The sequence below is a fragment of the Listeria weihenstephanensis genome (assembly GCF_003534205.1).
GTDB lineage: Bacteria > Bacillota > Bacilli > Lactobacillales > Listeriaceae > Listeria_A > Listeria_A weihenstephanensis.
Genome location: NZ_CP011102.1, coordinates 2,126,776 through 2,144,614, shown reverse-complemented (window position 1 = coordinate 2,144,614; position 17,839 = coordinate 2,126,776). Strand labels below are relative to the sequence as shown.

The following is a 17,839-nucleotide window of genomic DNA, read 5'->3' as shown; positions in this document are numbered from 1 at the left end:
GCGAATGGATTTCTCGCTTTTTTTTCGCGCTGAAATGAAAATAAATTTTAAAAGTGAAAAACTATACTATTTCATGGATTGGATAGGAAGTTACTTAATCCAGCTATATCAACACTTTTGAGTTTTTGGAGAATCCATTTTTGTAGTAAATTTGGCATAATAAAATACACAAATAAGACACAAATAAAGCGCAAGAGCTATGCTATACTTAATATATAGTTTGTTACGAAAATAACAATGTATCCGTTTTAAAAATACATATAATTAGGAGGAGCATAAAGTGAAAAAATTAAAAAGCAGCATCGCGGTATTATCAATCGTGGGGCTATGTTTACCGAGTGTCGTCATTGGAATGCCAGTAATAGCAGAAACAACGGTAGGAGAAAGCGCGAAATCGACGAAATTAAGCGCAGAGGCAGATCTGTCAGAAACTAAACCGATTTCGGAATGGATCGAGGACCCGTGGTTAGCGATAGACATTGCAGAAAATTTGGGTGTTTCAAAAACAGCGAATGTCTCACGAGCGACGCTGGAAAATAGGAAATCATTGATACTATCGGATGAGTATAACCCAACTAAATTCAAATCCATGAAAGGGCTTGAAAACTTCAAAAATTTAACCCGTCTGTTATTTTTTGGTGAAGAAATACAAGATTATAGTGCATTGAATAACTTGCATCAATTGACGAGTTTGAGTCTGGGGCATTTTAACGATATAAAGCTGGATTTTATTAAAGAGATGCCATTATTAAAATCGCTTGTTATATACGATAGCCCCATAAAAGATATTTCAGCCCTCTCTAGCTTGAAAAACGTGACACACTTACAGGTGACGAGGGCTCAAGTAAAGGATATTAGTGTTATAAACCAAATGCCAAGCTTAGGTTCCGCATGGTTTGATGGTAATCAAATAGAAGAAATACCAACATCACTAAACTCGGATCAGATGCATAATTTATCATTAAATCAGAATAAGATTAAGTCTGTAGAAGGATTAAAGGGACTAGATGCGTTAATAACGCTATCTATCACGGACAATGAGGTAGAAACATTAGCGCCTTTACGTGGATTAACAGGTTTGCAAGAGTTAACCGCCATGAGAAATAAGATTACTACAATGGAAGGCATAAATGAAATGACGGGACTGCAAGAGCTTAGTTTGACAGAGAATGAGTTAACGGAAGTGGTGCCAGTGACGAATCTTACGGCGTTAAAGAAACTTTCTGTAGCAGCTAACCATATTTCAAACATAACTCCATTTAAGGATATTCCTAGTACCGTGAATTGGGATGCTAGTAGTCAATATTTAACTTTACCTAAACAGCGTATAGGTAAAGGCGACTCTTTAACGGCTATAAACTCAGTCATAGATTTGGGAAACTTACTTGTTACCGATATTATACCGCGGAGTGAGGGAATTTTTGATGAGAGTACGAATACGATTACATGGAATGGATTGGATGGTGAAGGCTCTGTCTACTATGTTTTTAGGGGTGGTCAGAGAGATGTGTTTTCAGGTTACGTCTATGCGCCCTATGAGGTAGTTGAAAAAAGGATGCTTACATTTGCTAGTGATAGTAAAAATATACAGGCTCTCGTGCCAGGAGATAAAGCTGTAGAGCCAGTGGAAGTGACGAAAAATGGGTACACCTTTCAAGGATGGACTTGGGAAGAAAATGGGATAGAAAAGCTGTGGGATTTTGCGACTACGGTAATGCCAGATTACGATGTATTATTACAAGAAAAGTGGGGCTTAAATAAGTACCAGTTGGCCTACAATGGTAATGGAGAAGATGAGAATAGCCTTCTTCCGAGTAACCAAACGTTCACAGTAGAGGAAGAAGCAATAGTAGTTGAACCAACAAGACTTGCTAAGAAAGGACATCATTTCTTAGGGTGGAACACGAAAGCGGATGGAACTGGAAAAAGTTATGCAGCTGGTGAGTCTGTTTCAGAAGCAAGTGATATAATTCTATACACACAGTGGGAGGCGAATACGTATACGATTCAGTTCGAGTTAAATGGTGGAGATTCAAAAATCCCAATAGCACAATTGTTAAATATAGGAGAATATATAGAAGAACCGGCAACCCCAACAAGGGCAGGCTACGAATTTCAAGGTTGGCAAAGTAACGTAGATGGTAAAGAAATTATATGGAATTTCAATACAGATACGGTATTAGCTCAAGATATGACGTTAACAGCGGTATGGGAGAAAGGAAATAGTGACCCAGTCAATCCCGTTACGCCAAGTATTCCTATTGCGCCAGTACTTCCTAATTACCCGAGTATTCCAGAAATACCAGTTTTTTCTAATAATGAGGATGGAACAAGCGATGGGGAGAAATCAATAGTAAAACATGCAAGTAAACTACCAGTAGAAGCGAAAAGAGCTGTGAAAACGAGCATACAAGATACCGTCAATCAGAGTTGCTTACCTCAGACGGGAGAAACTTCTAACTTGCCGATGACGATGGTAGGTGGCATTTTGGCGATGAGTGGATTAGTGTATCTATTTATTAGGAGACGATTATAATAATATATTTGGTATTTGAAGGAGGTGATCGTGAAAGTATAATTGGTAAAAAATACGATAAAGAAAATATGAGGAGGAAAATGGATGAAAACAGCAAGTATGAACAACTTTAAAACAAGTACTATTAAAGGGGAATATGCTAGTGAAAATGTGGAAGCATGGAGAGCGTTGACGGAAACGCTTAAATCAAGTGAAGAAGAGGTCGTTCTTCAATTTGGAGTGGGAGAGTATTTTTTCAATGCGTCTATTCCAGTGGTTTCGAATATAACCGTACGAGGCGTCGAAGCGAATGGTGAAAAGAAGACGAGTTTAACTTTCATTCATGCTGGATCTGGCATAGTCACCGGGTTGGAAAAGCAGCCTGCGGAAGGTGTTGCCGGTGATATGCTCACCAATGTATCGTTTCAGGATATTCAGATACAATATAGAATATCTCAAGATGGTTATGTTCCGGCACTAACTTATGCTAAGGAGGATCCAGCCAAAGACTATTCTTTAATTACGTTGCTACGACCATACGACCATAAATATAATGCCTATAGTGGTCTATCCAATATTAACTTTACGAATGTGCATGTCAACGCGAATGAGCGCGGACACGTGGCGTTAAACTTTGGTGGCGTGACAAACTTAACTATCCGAGATTGCCACGTAGAGGGCTCGGGTTATGGGAATGGTATCGGCGTGGAGTACAGCGAAAAGGTGTTAATTGAAAATAATACGGTGCACAATACTGGTCGTGCAGGTATCCAGTTATACCGTGGTAATAAAGATGTTACCGTGAAGGGGAATCATGTATCGAACTGGATGCAACGCTATGGTGTGTATCATTATCTGTATGTGATGAAGGAAGAGAAAGTCACGAATATGTTTGATGCAGGGATCGATAGCTATGGCCCGCATAATGATACGATTCATATTCTAGACAACATGGTTCAAGTAGGGGAATCGCATTTGGATGAAAATCCGTGTAATCGAAAAGCGGATGAGATGCTTAAAAAATGGGGTGTAGATAAGCCGCTCCTCAATGGTCAAGTACATGCTTACTACCAACCCTATCGCCTAAGCGGGGCTAAAAATGTCCTGTTAGAGAACAACAAAGCAATCATCAAAAGTGTGCACGCTTTTGGTTTCCTATTTGTTGCGGAACGAGCTTTTTCCAATGTACGTGGTGGAACAGAAATCGGAACACCATCCAATATCGTTGTTAGAAATAATGAAATGGAGATCAGCGGTGAATCGAGATTCCCACTTCGCCTTGTAAGCATCGCGAAAGAAAACGGAGTAGGCGTTGAATTTTATGACAATACGTTTACGATGGAAGGGCCTATCAACCATGGTGGTATTGTTGGGAAGCCAGATCCAGCCAGTAAACCAGCTTTTGCTACTGTTCGATTGGCAGATAGCGAACCAGAGTCGATCGATCTTGTAAAACCTTCCGAAGAACTGGTCCTCATAAATAACCGGATCATTCATAAGCCGATACCAGAGTCTGACGTTGTTTGGGCAAGGGTAGAAGTAACTGCCACGACAGCTACAATGGAAACAGGGATGGGTGCTTACAAAAGGATTAAACCCGTGTTGAATCGCCTGATCACTGTTGGAAATAAGGCAGAGCGGAATAAAGAAGTGGCTGATTTAAATAGTAAAACGGGAAATATACAAGACTTTGCCTTCAACCTTCTAACAGCCCCAATCTACGATGATATCCTAGCGAAATCGGAATACCAAGGAAATCTCGAAGCGCCAGTTGCGAAAGTTGTTCTGAGTCGGGATGGTGTGGATGTGAAAGAGGCTATGATGCAATCGAATGCTTTTCAGTTTACAGGAATGAATACGCTAACAGCTCAAAAAGACAGCAAATATGTGGTGAAAGGCTTTGATGCGAAGGGGTATCTTTTGCAAACGTTACCATTACAATTGCTATCTGCTGCTAATAAACTGTCAGCGAATGATTACATGATTGATGCCACATCGCTTTCTGGGAAGTATGGCGAAAATATAGCCTATGTTCGGATTTGGAAAGATGGAAAAGCGATTGGTCAGGCCGCGACGAACAATGGCATATTTACCCTTAGTGCGATGCTGAATTATAAGCTGAACGTGGCGGATAACGTGGAAATCGTTGGTGTGGATAAGAATTATAAAGAGTTGAATCGGGTTGCGCTTGGAATCTATAGCTATGAATTATCGGCGGATGTCTATTTGGTTGGAGCGGCTAGCCTCACCGGGAAAGTCGGAAAAGGCATGGGTAAGATCCAATTAACGATGGCGGGTAAAGTCGTGAAGGAAGTGGCGCCAAAAGGGGATGGAACGTTCGAATTCACCAATGTGGCTGATTTGTTAGTAGCGGGAAGTGATGTGAGGGTTTCAGGACTAGATAAAGACAACATCATTCAAAAAAGTGTCATCGTCCCTGTTCGCGATTATCGTTTGTCTGTAGAACCGTATCAAATTGGGCAAAATGAGCTGGTTGGAACATGTGGGCAGGATATCGTTAGTGTGGATTTCCAAACGCTAGACGGCATGTGGTTAAGCGCTGTCATTAATCCGACTACACGTCGTTTCCATTTTGCTGGTATGGCGGAATATGCCTTTAATGAGACGATCCATTTGGAGGCACGGAACAGCGACGGAGATATCTGCCATACGATGGTGGTTAATGTGAAGGATTACACGTTGATGGTATCGGCTTACGAAATGGGAAAAGTGCAATTGGACGGGATAGCCGGGAAAGATATTGTGAAAGTACAACTTATGAACGGGAATGGCACTCCGAAAATGGTAGATGTTCGGAATCGTGCGTTCCAATTTACGATAATGCTCTTGCAAGATATTCAACCAACGAGTGATGTCATGATTCAAGGGCTAGATTCGTTTGGAAAAGTGCAAAACCAGGTAACGCTTACGATACTTGATTACACGGTGACGGCCCCATTTTTGGAGGTTGGTCAAGATGTGTATCGTGGAACGTATGGAAAAGATGTATTTAAAGTCCGATTCATAATAAATGGTACTGTTGTACAAGCGACGACAGAAAACGGGATTTATACGTTCACAGGGTTGAAAAAATTCAATATTCAAACGAAGGACACGGTCGATGTGATTGCGGTACAACAAGAGAAGCATATCGAGCGCTATCGGGTTCCAGTTGCGGTGTATGATTTTTCATTAGCGGGACCGGTTTATAGTTTAGATCAGACTGTTTATTCTGGGAATTACGGAGAACATATCTACATGGTGGCGCTTTTAGTGAATAGGGTACAAAAAGCAGTGGCGACAAAAGCGAACGGCGTGTATACATTTTCTAACATGGCATCATGGATAAAAAACAGCGAGGACACCGTTGAAATTGTTGGGATTGACGCGCAAGGTGTCGTACGTAAAACATATCCGTTAAGCATCAAAGACGAACGATTACTGATATCAGACTATGTTTTGGGTGAAGGTACATATCAGGGAAGTTTCGGTGGCGCAATTGCCAAGGTTCGTTTGTGGGTGAATGGGAAAGTGGAGCAACAAGCGCAAACATCGCAGGGGATTTTTACATTTACTAACATGGATGGACTGATTAAGAGCGACCAAGTGTTGGCGGAAGTCGTCGGTGTGACTAGTAATTATGTAGAGCTAGCACGACGCGTGGTGACGATTCTTGATTACCGCTTGACGCTGACAACGTCCACCTATATATTAGGAAGTCCGAACTATCTTACGGGGAGTCGCGGGAAAGATATCGCGAAAATATTCCTCTTCATTAATGGTGAAAAAACGACTCGGAATGCGGGTTATACCGATGCTGGGTTCCAAATCTATCTGCCGCTTCATGTGAAGTCCGTGAGTAGTCCGACGCAAAAATATGAACTGGTTGGCTTTGATAAGGACGATCAAATACGCAGTCGACAAGAGTTTACGGTTATTCCTAGATAATGCATAAATAAAGCGAGGTAGCCGATTCATTAGGATACCTCGCTTTATTGTAGTTAAAAATCAACCATATTTGCGCTTAATAAGCTGATCAAAAATGCGATTGCTAGTAAAATTCCGAAGAACGTGAGCGCCTTACTTGTTGCTTTCATCGCGGGTACCATTGTGATTGGCACGCTTTTACCGATGAAGTGGCGAACGGCTTTCACGGCTTCTGGAACGCTGAGTAGGATGATTAGAATCCACGGTGTTGCTTCGATAGTGAAAATAAGTGCAATCTCCCAAACGTACGCGAAAATGAAAGCGCCGATGAATAACGCGAGTGCTCCTTTTCGTCCTAAAAGAATTGCAAGTGTGAGGCGACCGTTTGCTTTGTCGGGTTCTAAATCGCGGATACTGTTGGCGAGCAATAAGTTACCGACCAATACCATGACTGGAATCGAAACGTAAACAATGAAGGACCCGATAAATCCGGCTTGGATGTAGAAGGAAATGAATGTTATAATACCTCCCATGAAAAAACCCGCCATGATTTCGCCGAATGGTGTGTAGGCAATCGGATATGGTCCGCCGGTGTATAAGTATCCGACAACCATGGAAATAATACCAAGCAAGCCGATCCACCAGTTATTCACGTCCATGCATAAGTAGATACCGCCAAGAATCGCTAGTACGTATAGAAAAATGGCTAAGAATAAAATAAAGCCCGGTTTCATCCCGTTTCGGACTATGGCGCCACCGTTTCCTACAGTATGTTCATCATCTTGCCCTTTTTTGAAGTCGTAATATTCATTGAAAAGGTTCGCCGATGTTTGTATTAGGAAACAGGAAATTAGCATGACGAGGAAGCGCGTAAAATGAAAAGTTTCGTAGCTCATTGCGACACTAGTTCCTAAAAATACTGGGACAAAAGATGCGACCAGCGTGTGTGGGCGTAATAACATCCACCATTTATGAAAACCAGAGCGTCTTGCAATGGCTGATTTTGAGCCGTGTGCCATTAGTTTCTCTCCTTTTATAAAAGCATTGTACTTGTACAATTTTAGGCAATGTTCCCTCATTAGTCAATGAATATAGGAGATTTCTTTTTCAATTGGCTTTGGGAACTGTTTTTTCGGGAGTCTCTGGAGGTGTACAAATGCGCTTCTTTTGTTATAATGATGAGGTGAGTTGAGGCAATGAAGGAGAGATGAGTTATATGGGTTTAACATTGCCGATAGAGCTATTTGAGCAGGCAAAGCGGACGATGATTTCGCAAAATGAGAATGTGTTATTGAGCTGGGTGACGGAGCTAGAAGAGGGCTCGGCGAAGCACATATTTGATCAGGCAAGTGGGGCTTTTAAGGGGGAGCGTTTCTTCTGGCAAAATAAGGAGCGAACGTTGCGTCTTTCTGGGCTCGGTGCGATGGATCAGTTGAAGGTAGAACGCGGTCAGGATCGTTTTTTGGCGTTACATACGAGAAAAGAGCAGGTGCTTCGGCAGACGGTAACGAACAGCGAGGAAATGGCTTGTGGTGCTGTATATTTTGGTGGATTTAGTTTTGATGATGAGCATGATACGTCGCCAGAATGGGAAAAGTTTGGGGAAGGATTTTTTTATTTACCGCTTTTTTTAGTGACGGAGAAGGATGATCGTTGTTATTTATCGGTGAACATTTGGCTTTCGGCGGACGATGTGTATTCGAAAGTGGAGGCTGTGATGGCGCAGTGGGAAAAGATTGCGGCGGCGGAAGTTACGGCTGATCCTGAGGTTGCTTGTATTTTGGAGGAGCGCTTGGCGGAGGATACTTGGTTGCGGGCTGCGACGGATGTTGTGACGCTACTTCAAGAAGCGCCAGATATGCAAAAAGTGGTGCTGGCTCGGCGAATGCGACTTGGATTTGATGGCTTTCTTTCGAGTAGTCGGATGATCGCGCATATGGAGGAGCAGCAAGGGAATAGTTATTGTTTCGTACTCGAAAACGGGGCGAGTACTTTCTTTGGCGCGACGCCGGAACGATTGCTATTGGCGGATGAGGAGAAATTGGAGTCGGCTTGTGTGGCGGGTTCGATTGCTCGTGGGGACACGGAGAATGCGGACGCGATTCTTGGGTCTACGCTGCTCAATGATGCGAAAAATTTAGCGGAGCACCATTTTGTTGTGGAGATGATTAAGGCAACGATGGAGCGCTTTTGTGAGGATGTTGAGGTGTCGGCGAATCCGATGCTGCTCAAGAATCGGGATATTCAGCATTTGTATATGACGGTTTCGGGACGGCGAGGCGAGGCGGGGATGCTGGATGTGTTGCGTGCGCTACATCCGACGCCGGCGCTTGGTGGTTGGCCGCAAAGAGAAGCGATGACGGTGATTCGTTTGAAAGAAGAGATGGATCGCGGTTTTTACGGAGCACCGATTGGTTGGATTGATTCGCTAGATCGTGGAGAGTTTGCGGTCGCGATTCGGTCAGCGCTTGCGATAGACACGAACGCGATACTTTATGCGGGATGTGGGATTGTGGCGGATTCGGTGCCGGCAGAAGAACTTGCGGAAACGGCGATTAAGTTTCAGCCGATGTTGCGGGTATTAGGAGGTAAGGTACATGAACGAACATAGACAGGTCATGACGGAATATTTGGCGGCTTTTGTGGAGGAATTGGTGCAGGCTGGTGTGAAAGAGGCGGTTATTAGTCCAGGTTCGCGCTCGACGCCGATTGCTTTATTGATGGCTGAACATCCGACGTTAAAAATTTATGTGGATGTGGATGAACGCTCGGCGGGATTTTTTGCGCTGGGGATTGCGAAGGCTTCGAAAAGACCGGTTGTACTTTTATGTACATCGGGAACAGCGGCTGCGAATTACTTTCCAGCGGTGGCTGAGGCGAATTTATCGCAGGTTCCGTTGCTTGTTTTGACGGCGGATCGGCCACATGAATTACGAAATGTTGGGGCGCCGCAAGCGATGGATCAGGTTCGCCTGTTTGGATCGCATGTGAAGGATTTTACGGATATGGCGTTGCCTGAGAATTCGACGGAGATGTTGCGTTTTGCAAAATGGCATGGCTCGAAGGCTGTGGATATTGCGATGAATGCGCCACGTGGGCCTGTTCATTTGAATTTTCCGTTGCGTGAGCCGTTGATGCCGATTTTAGAGCCATCACCATTCGCGGTAACGGAGAAGAAGCGCCGCCATGTGCATATTTATTACACGCATGAGGTGTTGGAAGATGCAGTGATTGAGCAGATTACCCGAGCTTGTGCCGGGAAGCGTGGCGTTTTTGTAGCGGGACCTTTGGATAAAAAGGCTTTCTCGCCAAAACTGGTGGCGCTTGCGGAACAGATTGGTTGGCCGATTTTGGCGGATCCGTTGTCGCAGTTGCGGAGTTATGGCGCGATGAGTGATGTGGTGATTGACCAGTATGATGCGATTTTAAAAGAGGAGATGGCACGCGTGGCGTTGCAACCGGAAGTTGTGATTCGCTTTGGTGCGATGCCGGTTTCGAAGCCGCTCATGAAGTGGCTCGAGGCTTTGGAGGACGTGATGTTTTACGTTGTTGATCCTGGTGCGGCGTGGAAGGATCCGATTAAAGCGGTGACGAATATGATTCATTGTGACGAACATTTCCTTGTTGGCGCGTTGACGGCTGGTTGGCAGGTGAAAACATCGGCTGATTGGTTGTCGACTTGGGAGAGTTTGAATGGCAAATTGAAGACGGTGATGGATGCGCATATGGAAACGGTGACGGTTCTGGATGAAGGAAAACTTGTGTATGATCTTCGTGCGTGGATTCCAGATAAAGCAGGCTTGTTTATTGGAAACAGTATGCCGATTCGCGATGTTGATACGTATTTTGCGCAGGTGGATAAGCAGGTTCGAATGCTTGGAAATCGTGGCGCGAACGGGATTGATGGTGTTGTATCTTCGGCACTCGGCGCGAGTTTGACGGAGCAACCGATGTATTTATTGATCGGGGATTTATCGTTTTATCATGATATGAACGGACTTTTGATGGCGAAAAAATATGGCTTGAATTTGACGATTATTGTGGTGAATAATAATGGTGGCGGGATCTTCTCGTTCTTACCGCAGGCGTCTGATCCGAAGTATTTTGAATCGTTGTTTGGAACGGGAACGGATCTGGATTTCCGCTATACGGCGGCGCTTTATGAGGGTGATTTTCATGAGGTTGCGGATTGGGATGAGTTCCATGATGCGCTTGATCGGGCTCATTTTCATAAGGGGTTGGATATTATTGAGGTCAAAACGAATCGATATGAAAATGTGGACGCGCACCGGGCTTTATGGGAAGAGATGGCGACGGCAATTCGTTCGGAGTTGAAGTAGGGATGCGGATTCGGAACGTGGATTACCATGTTGTGGAAACGAACCAAGAATCTGGACGGGGAACGTTGTTGTTGCTCCATGGCTTTACGGGGTCGCACGCTACGTATGATGCGATTTTACCGATGTTTGCTGCGGACTTTCATTGTGTGACGGTGGACTTGTTGGGGCACGGGAATACGGATGCTCCGCTTGATTCTGCGCGATACGGAATGGAGGAACAGGCGGCGGATTTGATCGCGATTTTGGATGGGCTTGGCGTGCGTGCGGCATCGGTGCTTGGTTATTCGATGGGAGGGCGCTTGGCTCTTGGGCTTGCGACGCTGTACCCTGATCGGATTCGGACACTTGTTTTGCAGAGTGCTTCGCCTGGTTTGGAATCTGAGGAAGCACGTGAGGCACGAATTTTGAAAGATAACGCGCTCGCTGATAAAATTAGAACGCGAGGTGTGGCGGATTTCGTCGCGGATTGGGAGCAGTTGCCACTTTTTGCGACGCAGCGGTCGATCTCGGAAGATGCGCAGGATAAGGTTCGCGCGGAACGTTTGAATCAGCGGGCACACGGCTTGGCTGGAAGTCTTGATGGGATGGGAACGGGCGCGCAGCCTTCTTTATGGGAGGCGTTGCCGGAGCTTCAGATTCCGACGTTACTTTTAGCGGGGCAAGAGGATCAGAAATTTTGCGGGATTGCGCTGGAAATGAAAACGGTGCTTCCTGATGCAAAATATATAACTTTTTCAAATGCGGGACATACGATTCACATCGAGCAACCAGAAGCTTTTGGTTGTGCGGTTCGCAATTGGCTACGAATTAGAGGAGGAACGGAATAATGGGTTTTGAATGGAAGAAAGAGAAGGATTATACGGAAATTAAGTACGAAACATACGAAGGAATCGCGAAAATTACGATCGATCGCCCGCAAGTGCACAATGCGTTTACGCCAAAAACGGTGATGGAAATGATTGATGCGTTTACGATTGCGCGTGAGGATGCGAGTGTTGGCGTGATTATTTTAACTGGAGAAGGCGACAAAGCGTTTTGTTCGGGTGGGGATCAGAAGGTTCGTGGAAACGGTGGTTATGTCGGTGATGATAATATTCCACGTTTGAACGTGCTTGATTTACAGCGTTTGATTCGTGTGATTCCAAAACCAGTGATTGCGATGGTTGCTGGTTGGTCGATCGGTGGCGGAAACGTGTTGCAACTCGTGTGTGATTTGACGATTGCGGCGGATAATGCGAAATTTGGTCAAACTGGGCCGAATGTTGGTAGTTTTGATGCGGGTTATGGCTCTGGCTATTTGGCGCGCGTGATTGGTCATAAGAAAGCGAAGGAAGTTTGGTTCATGTGTCGTCAATATACGGCTGCTGAGGCGCTTGAAATGGGCTGGATTAACACGGTTGTTCCGCTTGCAGACTTAGAGACGGAGACGGTTGCTTGGGCGAAGGAAATGTTGAAGAAAAGTCCGACGGCGCTTCGTTTTATCAAGGCAGCATTCAACGCGGACACGGATGGTTTGGCGGGTCTTCAGCAATTGGCTGGCGACGCGACGCTTCTTTATTACACAACGGATGAGGCGAAAGAGGGACGGGATGCGTTTAAAGAGAAACGTGATCCGGACTTCGATCAATTTCCAAAATTCCCTTGATTGTTGGTGAAAAATGATGGAACTAACGAATTGGTTAGCAAAACGAGTGCGGCTTTCTCCTGGGAAGACCGCGCTCGTTTTTCAGGATAAGCAGGAAACTTTTTCAGAGATTTATGATGCTGTGCGGGAAGTGGCTGGGAAATTGGCTTCGTTCGGTGTTCGGGACGGGATGTATGTGGCGCTTCTTGGTAAGAATGATCGGGATACGTTTTTGATGATTCATGCGCTAGCTCAACTGGGGGCGCGGACGGTATTTTTGAACAATCGGTTGACAGCGACGGAGATCTTGTTTCAAATAGAGGATGCACGGGTGGAGCGGTGCTTTTATGCGGATGATTTTGTGGATAAAGTGACAGCGAATTTGGCCGTTTCGTTTACGTGTGTGAAGGAAGCACCTGTTTTGGATGCTCCGCTTGTCTCTAATTTTGCGATGGATACTGTGGCGTCGGTGATGTACACGTCTGGCACAACTGGGAAACCTAAAGGTGTGATGCAGACGTTTGGGAATCATTGGTGGAGCGCGACTGGATCAATGCTGAATCTCGGTTTAGTGGCGGGAGATAGCTGGCTGTGCGCAGTGCCGATTTTTCATATTAGCGGACTCTCGATTTTGATGCGTTCGGTGATTTACGGTATTCCGGTTTATTTGGAGGAGAGGTTCGATGTAGAGCGCGTGGATAAACTTTTGCGGAGTGGTGAGGTAACGATGATTTCCGTGGTGAGTACGATGGCGCAACGCTTGTTGGATGTTTTTCAGGCCCCTTATCACGCAAACTTCCGCTGTATGTTACTTGGAGGTGGACCGGCGAGTAAATCGATGTTTGAGGCGTGTTTTGAACGAGGGATTCCACTTGTGCAGTCGTTTGGCATGACAGAAACGGCCTCGCAAATCGTGACTTTACCGCCAGAAGAAGCGCTTTTGAAAATTGGCTCGGCAGGCAAGGCATTATTCCCAGCTGAGGTTAAAATCGGCGAACACGATGAAATTTTGCTAAAAGGACCTTCGATTATGGCGGGCTATTTGCACAATGAAGAGGCAACAACAAAAGCATTTGACGTGGATGGTTGGTTTCAAACGGGAGATATTGGTTATATCGATGATGATGGATTCTTGTTCGTACTAGAAAGACGTTCGGATTTGATCATATCTGGCGGTGAAAATATATATCCGACGGAAATCGAACATGTATTGCTGGAACATCCAAATGTGAGGGAAGTGGCTGTAGTCGCTTCGCCAGACGTGGAATGGGGAGAAATACCGGTTGCGTTTATTGTAGCGAACGGCGTTGTGGATTTGGCGCAACTTTATGAATTCTGTCAAAAACGACTCGCGAAGTTCAAGATACCACGCCAGTTTTATTTTTTAGAAACGTTGCCAAAAACAGCGTCACAGAAAATTCAGCGGCATCGCTTGAAGGAACGATTATAAAAAAAAGCCGAGTGATTTCGCATCACTCGGCTTTTTCTAGTTAATAATTCAATGCCTTATCCAGCGCTGCCAAATTATCTTTCATAATGGACATATAATCGCGTTTTGCATCGATATCTTTTTGTGTTAACGTCTCTAAATTATGCAGTTTCATCGTTTTTGTATCCGTTTCTTTTTGAATCACGTCTGCAATCTTAGAATTTGTATTTTGCTCTAATAAAATGTAAGGAATCTTATCTTTTTTTATCGTGTTCACAATCGATGTCAGTTTCTTTTGAGATGGTTCGTCGCTTGTTGAAATACCTGCAATCGGAATTTGCGTCAAGCCGTATTCATTCTCCCAGTAGCCATACGCCGCATGTGCAGTCACGAAATCTTTATGTTTCGCGTTTGCCGCCATCGTTTTGTAATCGGTATTCAGTGTTTTTAATTGCGATACGACTTGCTCATAATTTTTTTCAAATGTATCTTTTTGTGCAGGAAGTTCCTTACTCAAGTTATCCCGAACAACGCCCGCCATCGTCACCATATAATTCGGGTCAAGCCAAACGTGCGGATTCACATCACCGTGGTCATGATCCTCTTCGTCTTCATCCTCATGTTCGTCATGCGTCACAGTTGGTAATTTCAAGCCGTCTGTTGTCACGACAAACTTCACGTTCTCATTTTTTAGCGATTGTTTGGCTTTATCAACAAAGCCTTCCATACCAAGTCCGATATAGAAAAATAGGTCGCTATCTGCAATATTCATCATGTCTTTTTGTGAGGGGTCAAAGCTGTGGGCATCCGAACCAGCTGGATACACCGAATGCGCATCGACATAGTTGCCGCCAATCTGTGCCGCTAAGTATTGTAATGGATAAACCGTTGTGTAAACCGTTAACTTATCCGAATTTTTCGTCTTTTCGTCACTATTACCGCAACCGACTATAAAAACCGAGACAAGTAAGATCGTACTAAGTAAAATTGCTATTTTCTTCATGAAAAGTGGAACCCCCTAAATCGAAATGATTCTTATTTGATGCTGAAAAATATAAATCGTAGCCATTACGATTTAACATCAGAAATTTATAATACCGCATCTTTTGAAAAAAGGCAAGTGTTTTAAATCTTTTTTTCAATAAAAGAGAGCAGTTGCAAACACGGGTTTCTTGCACCTGCTCCTATTTTTCACTATAATGATGGTTATGGTGATGTTCTTCGTGATTGCACTTAACTGGTACTAAATCGACGCCGCCTTTATGAAAAGGATGACACTTGGAAATCCGTCGAATTGTGAGCCAGCCACCTTTTAACGCGCCATGTTCTGTGATTGCTTCCATTCCGTATTGAGAACAAGTGGGGTAGAAGCGGCAAGTCCCAGGTTTTAGTGGCGAAATATATTTGCGATACAAACGAATACCGCCTAGCATGATTTTCTTCATATATGGTCACCTTCATTTTGAGAAATTAGATATCTTTATCGTACCATAAATTTTGAAAAAAGAAAGGAAATAAGCATGTATATGTATCAGGATTCGCTTGGTAACGCGGTGTCAATCCAGTTTGATGCCACAAAAGAAGCAGATGATGTACTTGTCATTGCCAAATTTCATGATGCTTGGCTGTTTACCACGCATAAAAGTCGCGGCATTGAGTTTCCCGGTGGTAAAGGCGAACTTGGAGAAACAAATGAGGCAGCTGCGAGACGCGAAACAATGGAGGAAACAGGCGCTAAATTAGACAAATTACATAGGATAGCGCAATATGAAGTAAAGACAGCGGAGAGAGTTTTTAGTAAACGCGTCTATTTTGCGAATGTGATTGGGTTTGTGAATCAAGTTGATTACATGGAGACACTGGGACCAACGCTAATTGCAGGAGATTTAGCGAATATTGTGCAGCAGGAGCAGTTTAGTTTTTTTATGCGTGATGAAGGAATGCAGGTCGTGATCAAAGAGGCTTTGCGCCAACTAAAAATAAATAATTGGAGGTAATACAAATGGGAATGCCATTAGAAGTCAACACAATGATCGTAACGAAAGGGAAGGAAAAGCGGATTTCGGATAACTTTTTTGAATTGGAGAAGACGGGATATCGGATTTACCCAATCGATGTGCCGATAGAAGTACGCACGACAAAAGAAAGTGAATCAAACGGTATTGCGGTGCCTCTGAAGTTGACTTGGGAAAATGATACAACGGTGATTACATATGAATTGGTATCGCTGAACTCGAGTAACTAGGGGAGGTCTTTGTTTGAAACGAAAAGTTGGTATTATCGGTGTAGGTAATGTCGGATCGCAAACCGCTTTCTCGCTCTGTACGCGGGGCATTTGCGATGCGCTTGTCCTTATTGATAAAGATGAGAAGAAGGCGCAAAGTCATGCGCTTGACTTAAATGATATGGCGGCTTTTACAAACCCTGTTACAATTACGACGCAGGACTATGTGGAGCTTCGCGATGCGGATGTGATCATTTTGGCGGCTGGTCCGGAAATGATGGCGCAGGAAGATCGACTGACGGAGCTTGACGAAACGCTCGAAATTTTAGACGATGTTTTACCGAAAGTCATGATGACGGGTTTTGATGGGATCTTTTTAGTGATTACGAACCCATGTGATGTGGTGACATACTTCGTTCAGAAAAAAACAGGACTGGATCATCATCGCGTTTTTGGGACTGGGACGGCGCTTGATACAGCTCGAATGAAGCGGATTTTGGGGAACCTTTTACAAGTCGCTCCTGATTCGATAGAAGGTTATGTATTGGGTGAACATGGCGATTCACAGTTTATCCCATGGTCTACGGTACGCCTAGCAGGAAGCCCGATTTTAGAAGGTCTTCGCGCGAGTGTCGAGAAGGAAACGCGGGACGCTGGTTGGGCTATTTTACAAGGAAAAGGTTGTACGAATTTTGGTATTGGAACCACAGCCACCACGATTACAAAAGCAATTTTGGCAGACGAGCGACGGATTTTTCCAGTCTCGGTATTCGATGAGGAGGCGCAAGTGTACCTTGGATTACCAGCGCAGATTGGCCGTGAAGGCATTATTTTCACGAGTTGTCCCAAGTTAACGGAAGATGAGGAAAAGAAGCTACAGCATTCGATTCAAGTCATCCAGCAGGCTGCAAGTAAGTAATAGTTAGACAAAAAAAGTTGAGCCCCGTAAAAAGAGGATCAACTTTTTTGTAACTACTATTTAATCGTTTTTCTTAGCGGATAGACGGCGCATCCAAGCTACTAGACTAATAATTAACGCGAAAATGTATTCTCCAAGTGTGGCAACAAAGAGGGAAATCGCGATTTCAGCTTGTGACGTTCCGCCGCCATAAAAGCTGATAAAGAAGAGGACAGCACTGGCGATCAAGCCAAGTGTTGCTAAAAAGTACTTGAACCAACGCCATTTTAAAATGAATTCAAAAATGCATACAGCGATAATAAAGATCGCAAAAATAATCAAAGTTAATACTGAAAATATCATAGTTTCTTCTCCTTTGGTGAACCAAGCATTCATACGATCTGAGAAATTCCCGACGTATAAAACTCATTTTAACATAGTTTTGGGAGAATGGTAAGCGGGAAATATAATAGAAGGAGGTGCGAGAAGATGAAAGATATTGTTCTGTACGACCAAAAGTGCCGTTTTTGTAAGGCTACTAAGCGCGTATTTGAAAAGCTAGATTGGATGAACGCAATCGAGTGGATACCGCTTCAAGAAGCAGATAGCACGCGCTTTACGGAAGAAGAGTTACTACGTGAGATTCATCTGATTACACCGAATGGTAGCGCAAAAAAAGGCTTCTTTGCAGTTCGGCGGATGCTTATTCGTTTTCCATTAACTGGTCTGATCGGATTGATCCTCTATCTTCCGTTTTTAAAACCTGCTGGGCGTGCTGGTTACAAGATGGTAGCGGACAATCGAACTTGTCTTATGGGGAAAAAGAAAGATATTACCCAATAGATAATTTTCATGCGTGACAAGGTAAATGAAACATGTTAC

General features: G+C 44.1%; 15 protein-coding genes. 11 read left to right on the top strand and 4 right to left on the bottom strand.

Annotated elements, in window-relative coordinates; all coding sequences use genetic code 11:
- Positions 1 to 280 precede the first annotated feature (280 nt).
- Both UE46_RS10370 and UE46_RS10365 read left to right on the top strand, forming a co-directional pair.
- Complete coding sequence (locus UE46_RS10370) at positions 281 to 2,536, top strand: InlB B-repeat-containing protein (RefSeq protein WP_118907598.1); 2,256 nt, start codon at positions 281 to 283, stop codon at positions 2,534 to 2,536.
- A gap of 84 nt (positions 2,537 to 2,620) precedes the next feature.
- A complete protein-coding gene (locus tag UE46_RS10365; RefSeq protein ID WP_036060864.1) occupies positions 2,621 to 6,463 on the top strand; it encodes a right-handed parallel beta-helix repeat-containing protein in 3,843 nt (1,280 codons plus the stop codon).
- Positions 6,464 to 6,516: 53 nt separating this feature from the next.
- Here UE46_RS10365 and UE46_RS10360 read toward each other — a convergent pair whose 3' ends face one another.
- Positions 6,517 to 7,461, bottom strand: coding sequence for a 1,4-dihydroxy-2-naphthoate polyprenyltransferase (locus tag UE46_RS10360; protein WP_036060865.1), 945 nt, complete (start codon positions 7,459 to 7,461; stop codon positions 6,517 to 6,519).
- 197 nt (positions 7,462 to 7,658) lie between these two features.
- On the opposite strand from UE46_RS10360, the gene UE46_RS10355 reads away from it, so the two are divergent.
- Genes UE46_RS10355 through UE46_RS10335 form a run of 5 tightly spaced genes read left to right on the top strand, consistent with a single transcriptional unit; the run spans position 7,659 to position 13,856 of the window.
- Positions 7,659 to 9,053, top strand: a complete 1,395-nt coding sequence (locus tag UE46_RS10355; RefSeq protein WP_036060866.1) for an isochorismate synthase — start codon at positions 7,659 to 7,661, stop codon at positions 9,051 to 9,053.
- Positions 9,040 to 10,782 carry a 2-succinyl-5-enolpyruvyl-6-hydroxy-3-cyclohexene-1-carboxylic-acid synthase gene (gene menD, locus UE46_RS10350; RefSeq protein ID WP_036060867.1) on the top strand — a complete coding sequence of 581 codons (1,743 nt, stop codon included), beginning with the start codon at positions 9,040 to 9,042 and terminating at the stop codon, positions 10,780 to 10,782. The genes UE46_RS10355 and menD overlap by 14 nt, the downstream gene beginning before the upstream one ends.
- Positions 10,783 to 10,784: 2 nt before the next feature.
- Positions 10,785 to 11,609 carry a 2-succinyl-6-hydroxy-2,4-cyclohexadiene-1-carboxylate synthase gene (gene menH, locus UE46_RS10345; RefSeq protein WP_036060868.1) on the top strand — a complete coding sequence of 275 codons (825 nt, stop codon included), beginning with the start codon at positions 10,785 to 10,787 and terminating at the stop codon, positions 11,607 to 11,609.
- Positions 11,609 to 12,427: a 1,4-dihydroxy-2-naphthoyl-CoA synthase gene (gene menB / locus UE46_RS10340; protein WP_036060869.1), complete on the top strand. Its 819-nt coding sequence runs from the start codon at positions 11,609 to 11,611 to the stop codon at positions 12,425 to 12,427. Before menH ends, menB begins: the two co-directional genes overlap by 1 nt.
- Positions 12,428 to 12,443: 16 nt before the next feature.
- Positions 12,444 to 13,856, top strand: a complete 1,413-nt coding sequence (locus UE46_RS10335; RefSeq protein WP_036060870.1) for an o-succinylbenzoate--CoA ligase — start codon at positions 12,444 to 12,446, stop codon at positions 13,854 to 13,856.
- A 40-nt stretch (positions 13,857 to 13,896) separates the two neighbouring features.
- Here the strand turns inward: UE46_RS10335 and UE46_RS10330 are convergent, their stop codons facing one another.
- Positions 13,897 to 14,838: a metal ABC transporter substrate-binding protein gene (locus tag UE46_RS10330; RefSeq protein WP_118907597.1), complete on the bottom strand. Its 942-nt coding sequence runs from the start codon at positions 14,836 to 14,838 to the stop codon at positions 13,897 to 13,899.
- A gap of 181 nt (positions 14,839 to 15,019) precedes the next feature.
- The gene (gene yidD / locus UE46_RS10325; protein WP_036061594.1) at positions 15,020 to 15,280 is read right to left on the bottom strand and encodes a membrane protein insertion efficiency factor YidD; all 261 of its coding nucleotides are present in this window, start codon (positions 15,278 to 15,280) and stop codon (positions 15,020 to 15,022) included.
- Positions 15,281 to 15,355: 75 nt separating this feature from the next.
- Here yidD and ytkD point away from each other — a divergent pair, with 75 nt between their 5' ends.
- Genes ytkD through UE46_RS10310 form a run of 3 tightly spaced genes read left to right on the top strand, consistent with a single transcriptional unit; the run spans position 15,356 to position 16,978 of the window.
- The gene (gene ytkD, locus UE46_RS10320; RefSeq protein ID WP_036061593.1) at positions 15,356 to 15,832 is read left to right on the top strand and encodes an RNA deprotection pyrophosphohydrolase; all 477 of its coding nucleotides are present in this window, start codon (positions 15,356 to 15,358) and stop codon (positions 15,830 to 15,832) included.
- Positions 15,833 to 15,837: 5 nt separating this feature from the next.
- Entirely contained in the window at positions 15,838 to 16,080 is a 243-nt protein-coding gene (locus UE46_RS10315) for a DUF2584 domain-containing protein (RefSeq protein WP_036061592.1), read from the top strand.
- A 13-nt stretch (positions 16,081 to 16,093) separates the two neighbouring features.
- Positions 16,094 to 16,978: an L-lactate dehydrogenase gene (locus tag UE46_RS10310; protein WP_036061591.1), complete on the top strand. Its 885-nt coding sequence runs from the start codon at positions 16,094 to 16,096 to the stop codon at positions 16,976 to 16,978.
- 60 nt (positions 16,979 to 17,038) lie between these two features.
- Here UE46_RS10310 and UE46_RS10305 read toward each other — a convergent pair whose 3' ends face one another.
- Positions 17,039 to 17,320: a hypothetical protein gene (locus UE46_RS10305; protein ID WP_036061590.1), complete on the bottom strand. Its 282-nt coding sequence runs from the start codon at positions 17,318 to 17,320 to the stop codon at positions 17,039 to 17,041.
- A 126-nt stretch (positions 17,321 to 17,446) separates the two neighbouring features.
- Between UE46_RS10305 and UE46_RS10300 the strand changes: the two genes are divergently transcribed.
- Positions 17,447 to 17,800, top strand: a complete 354-nt coding sequence (locus UE46_RS10300) for a thiol-disulfide oxidoreductase DCC family protein (protein ID WP_036061589.1) — start codon at positions 17,447 to 17,449, stop codon at positions 17,798 to 17,800.
- Positions 17,801 to 17,839: the final 39 nt, after the last annotated feature.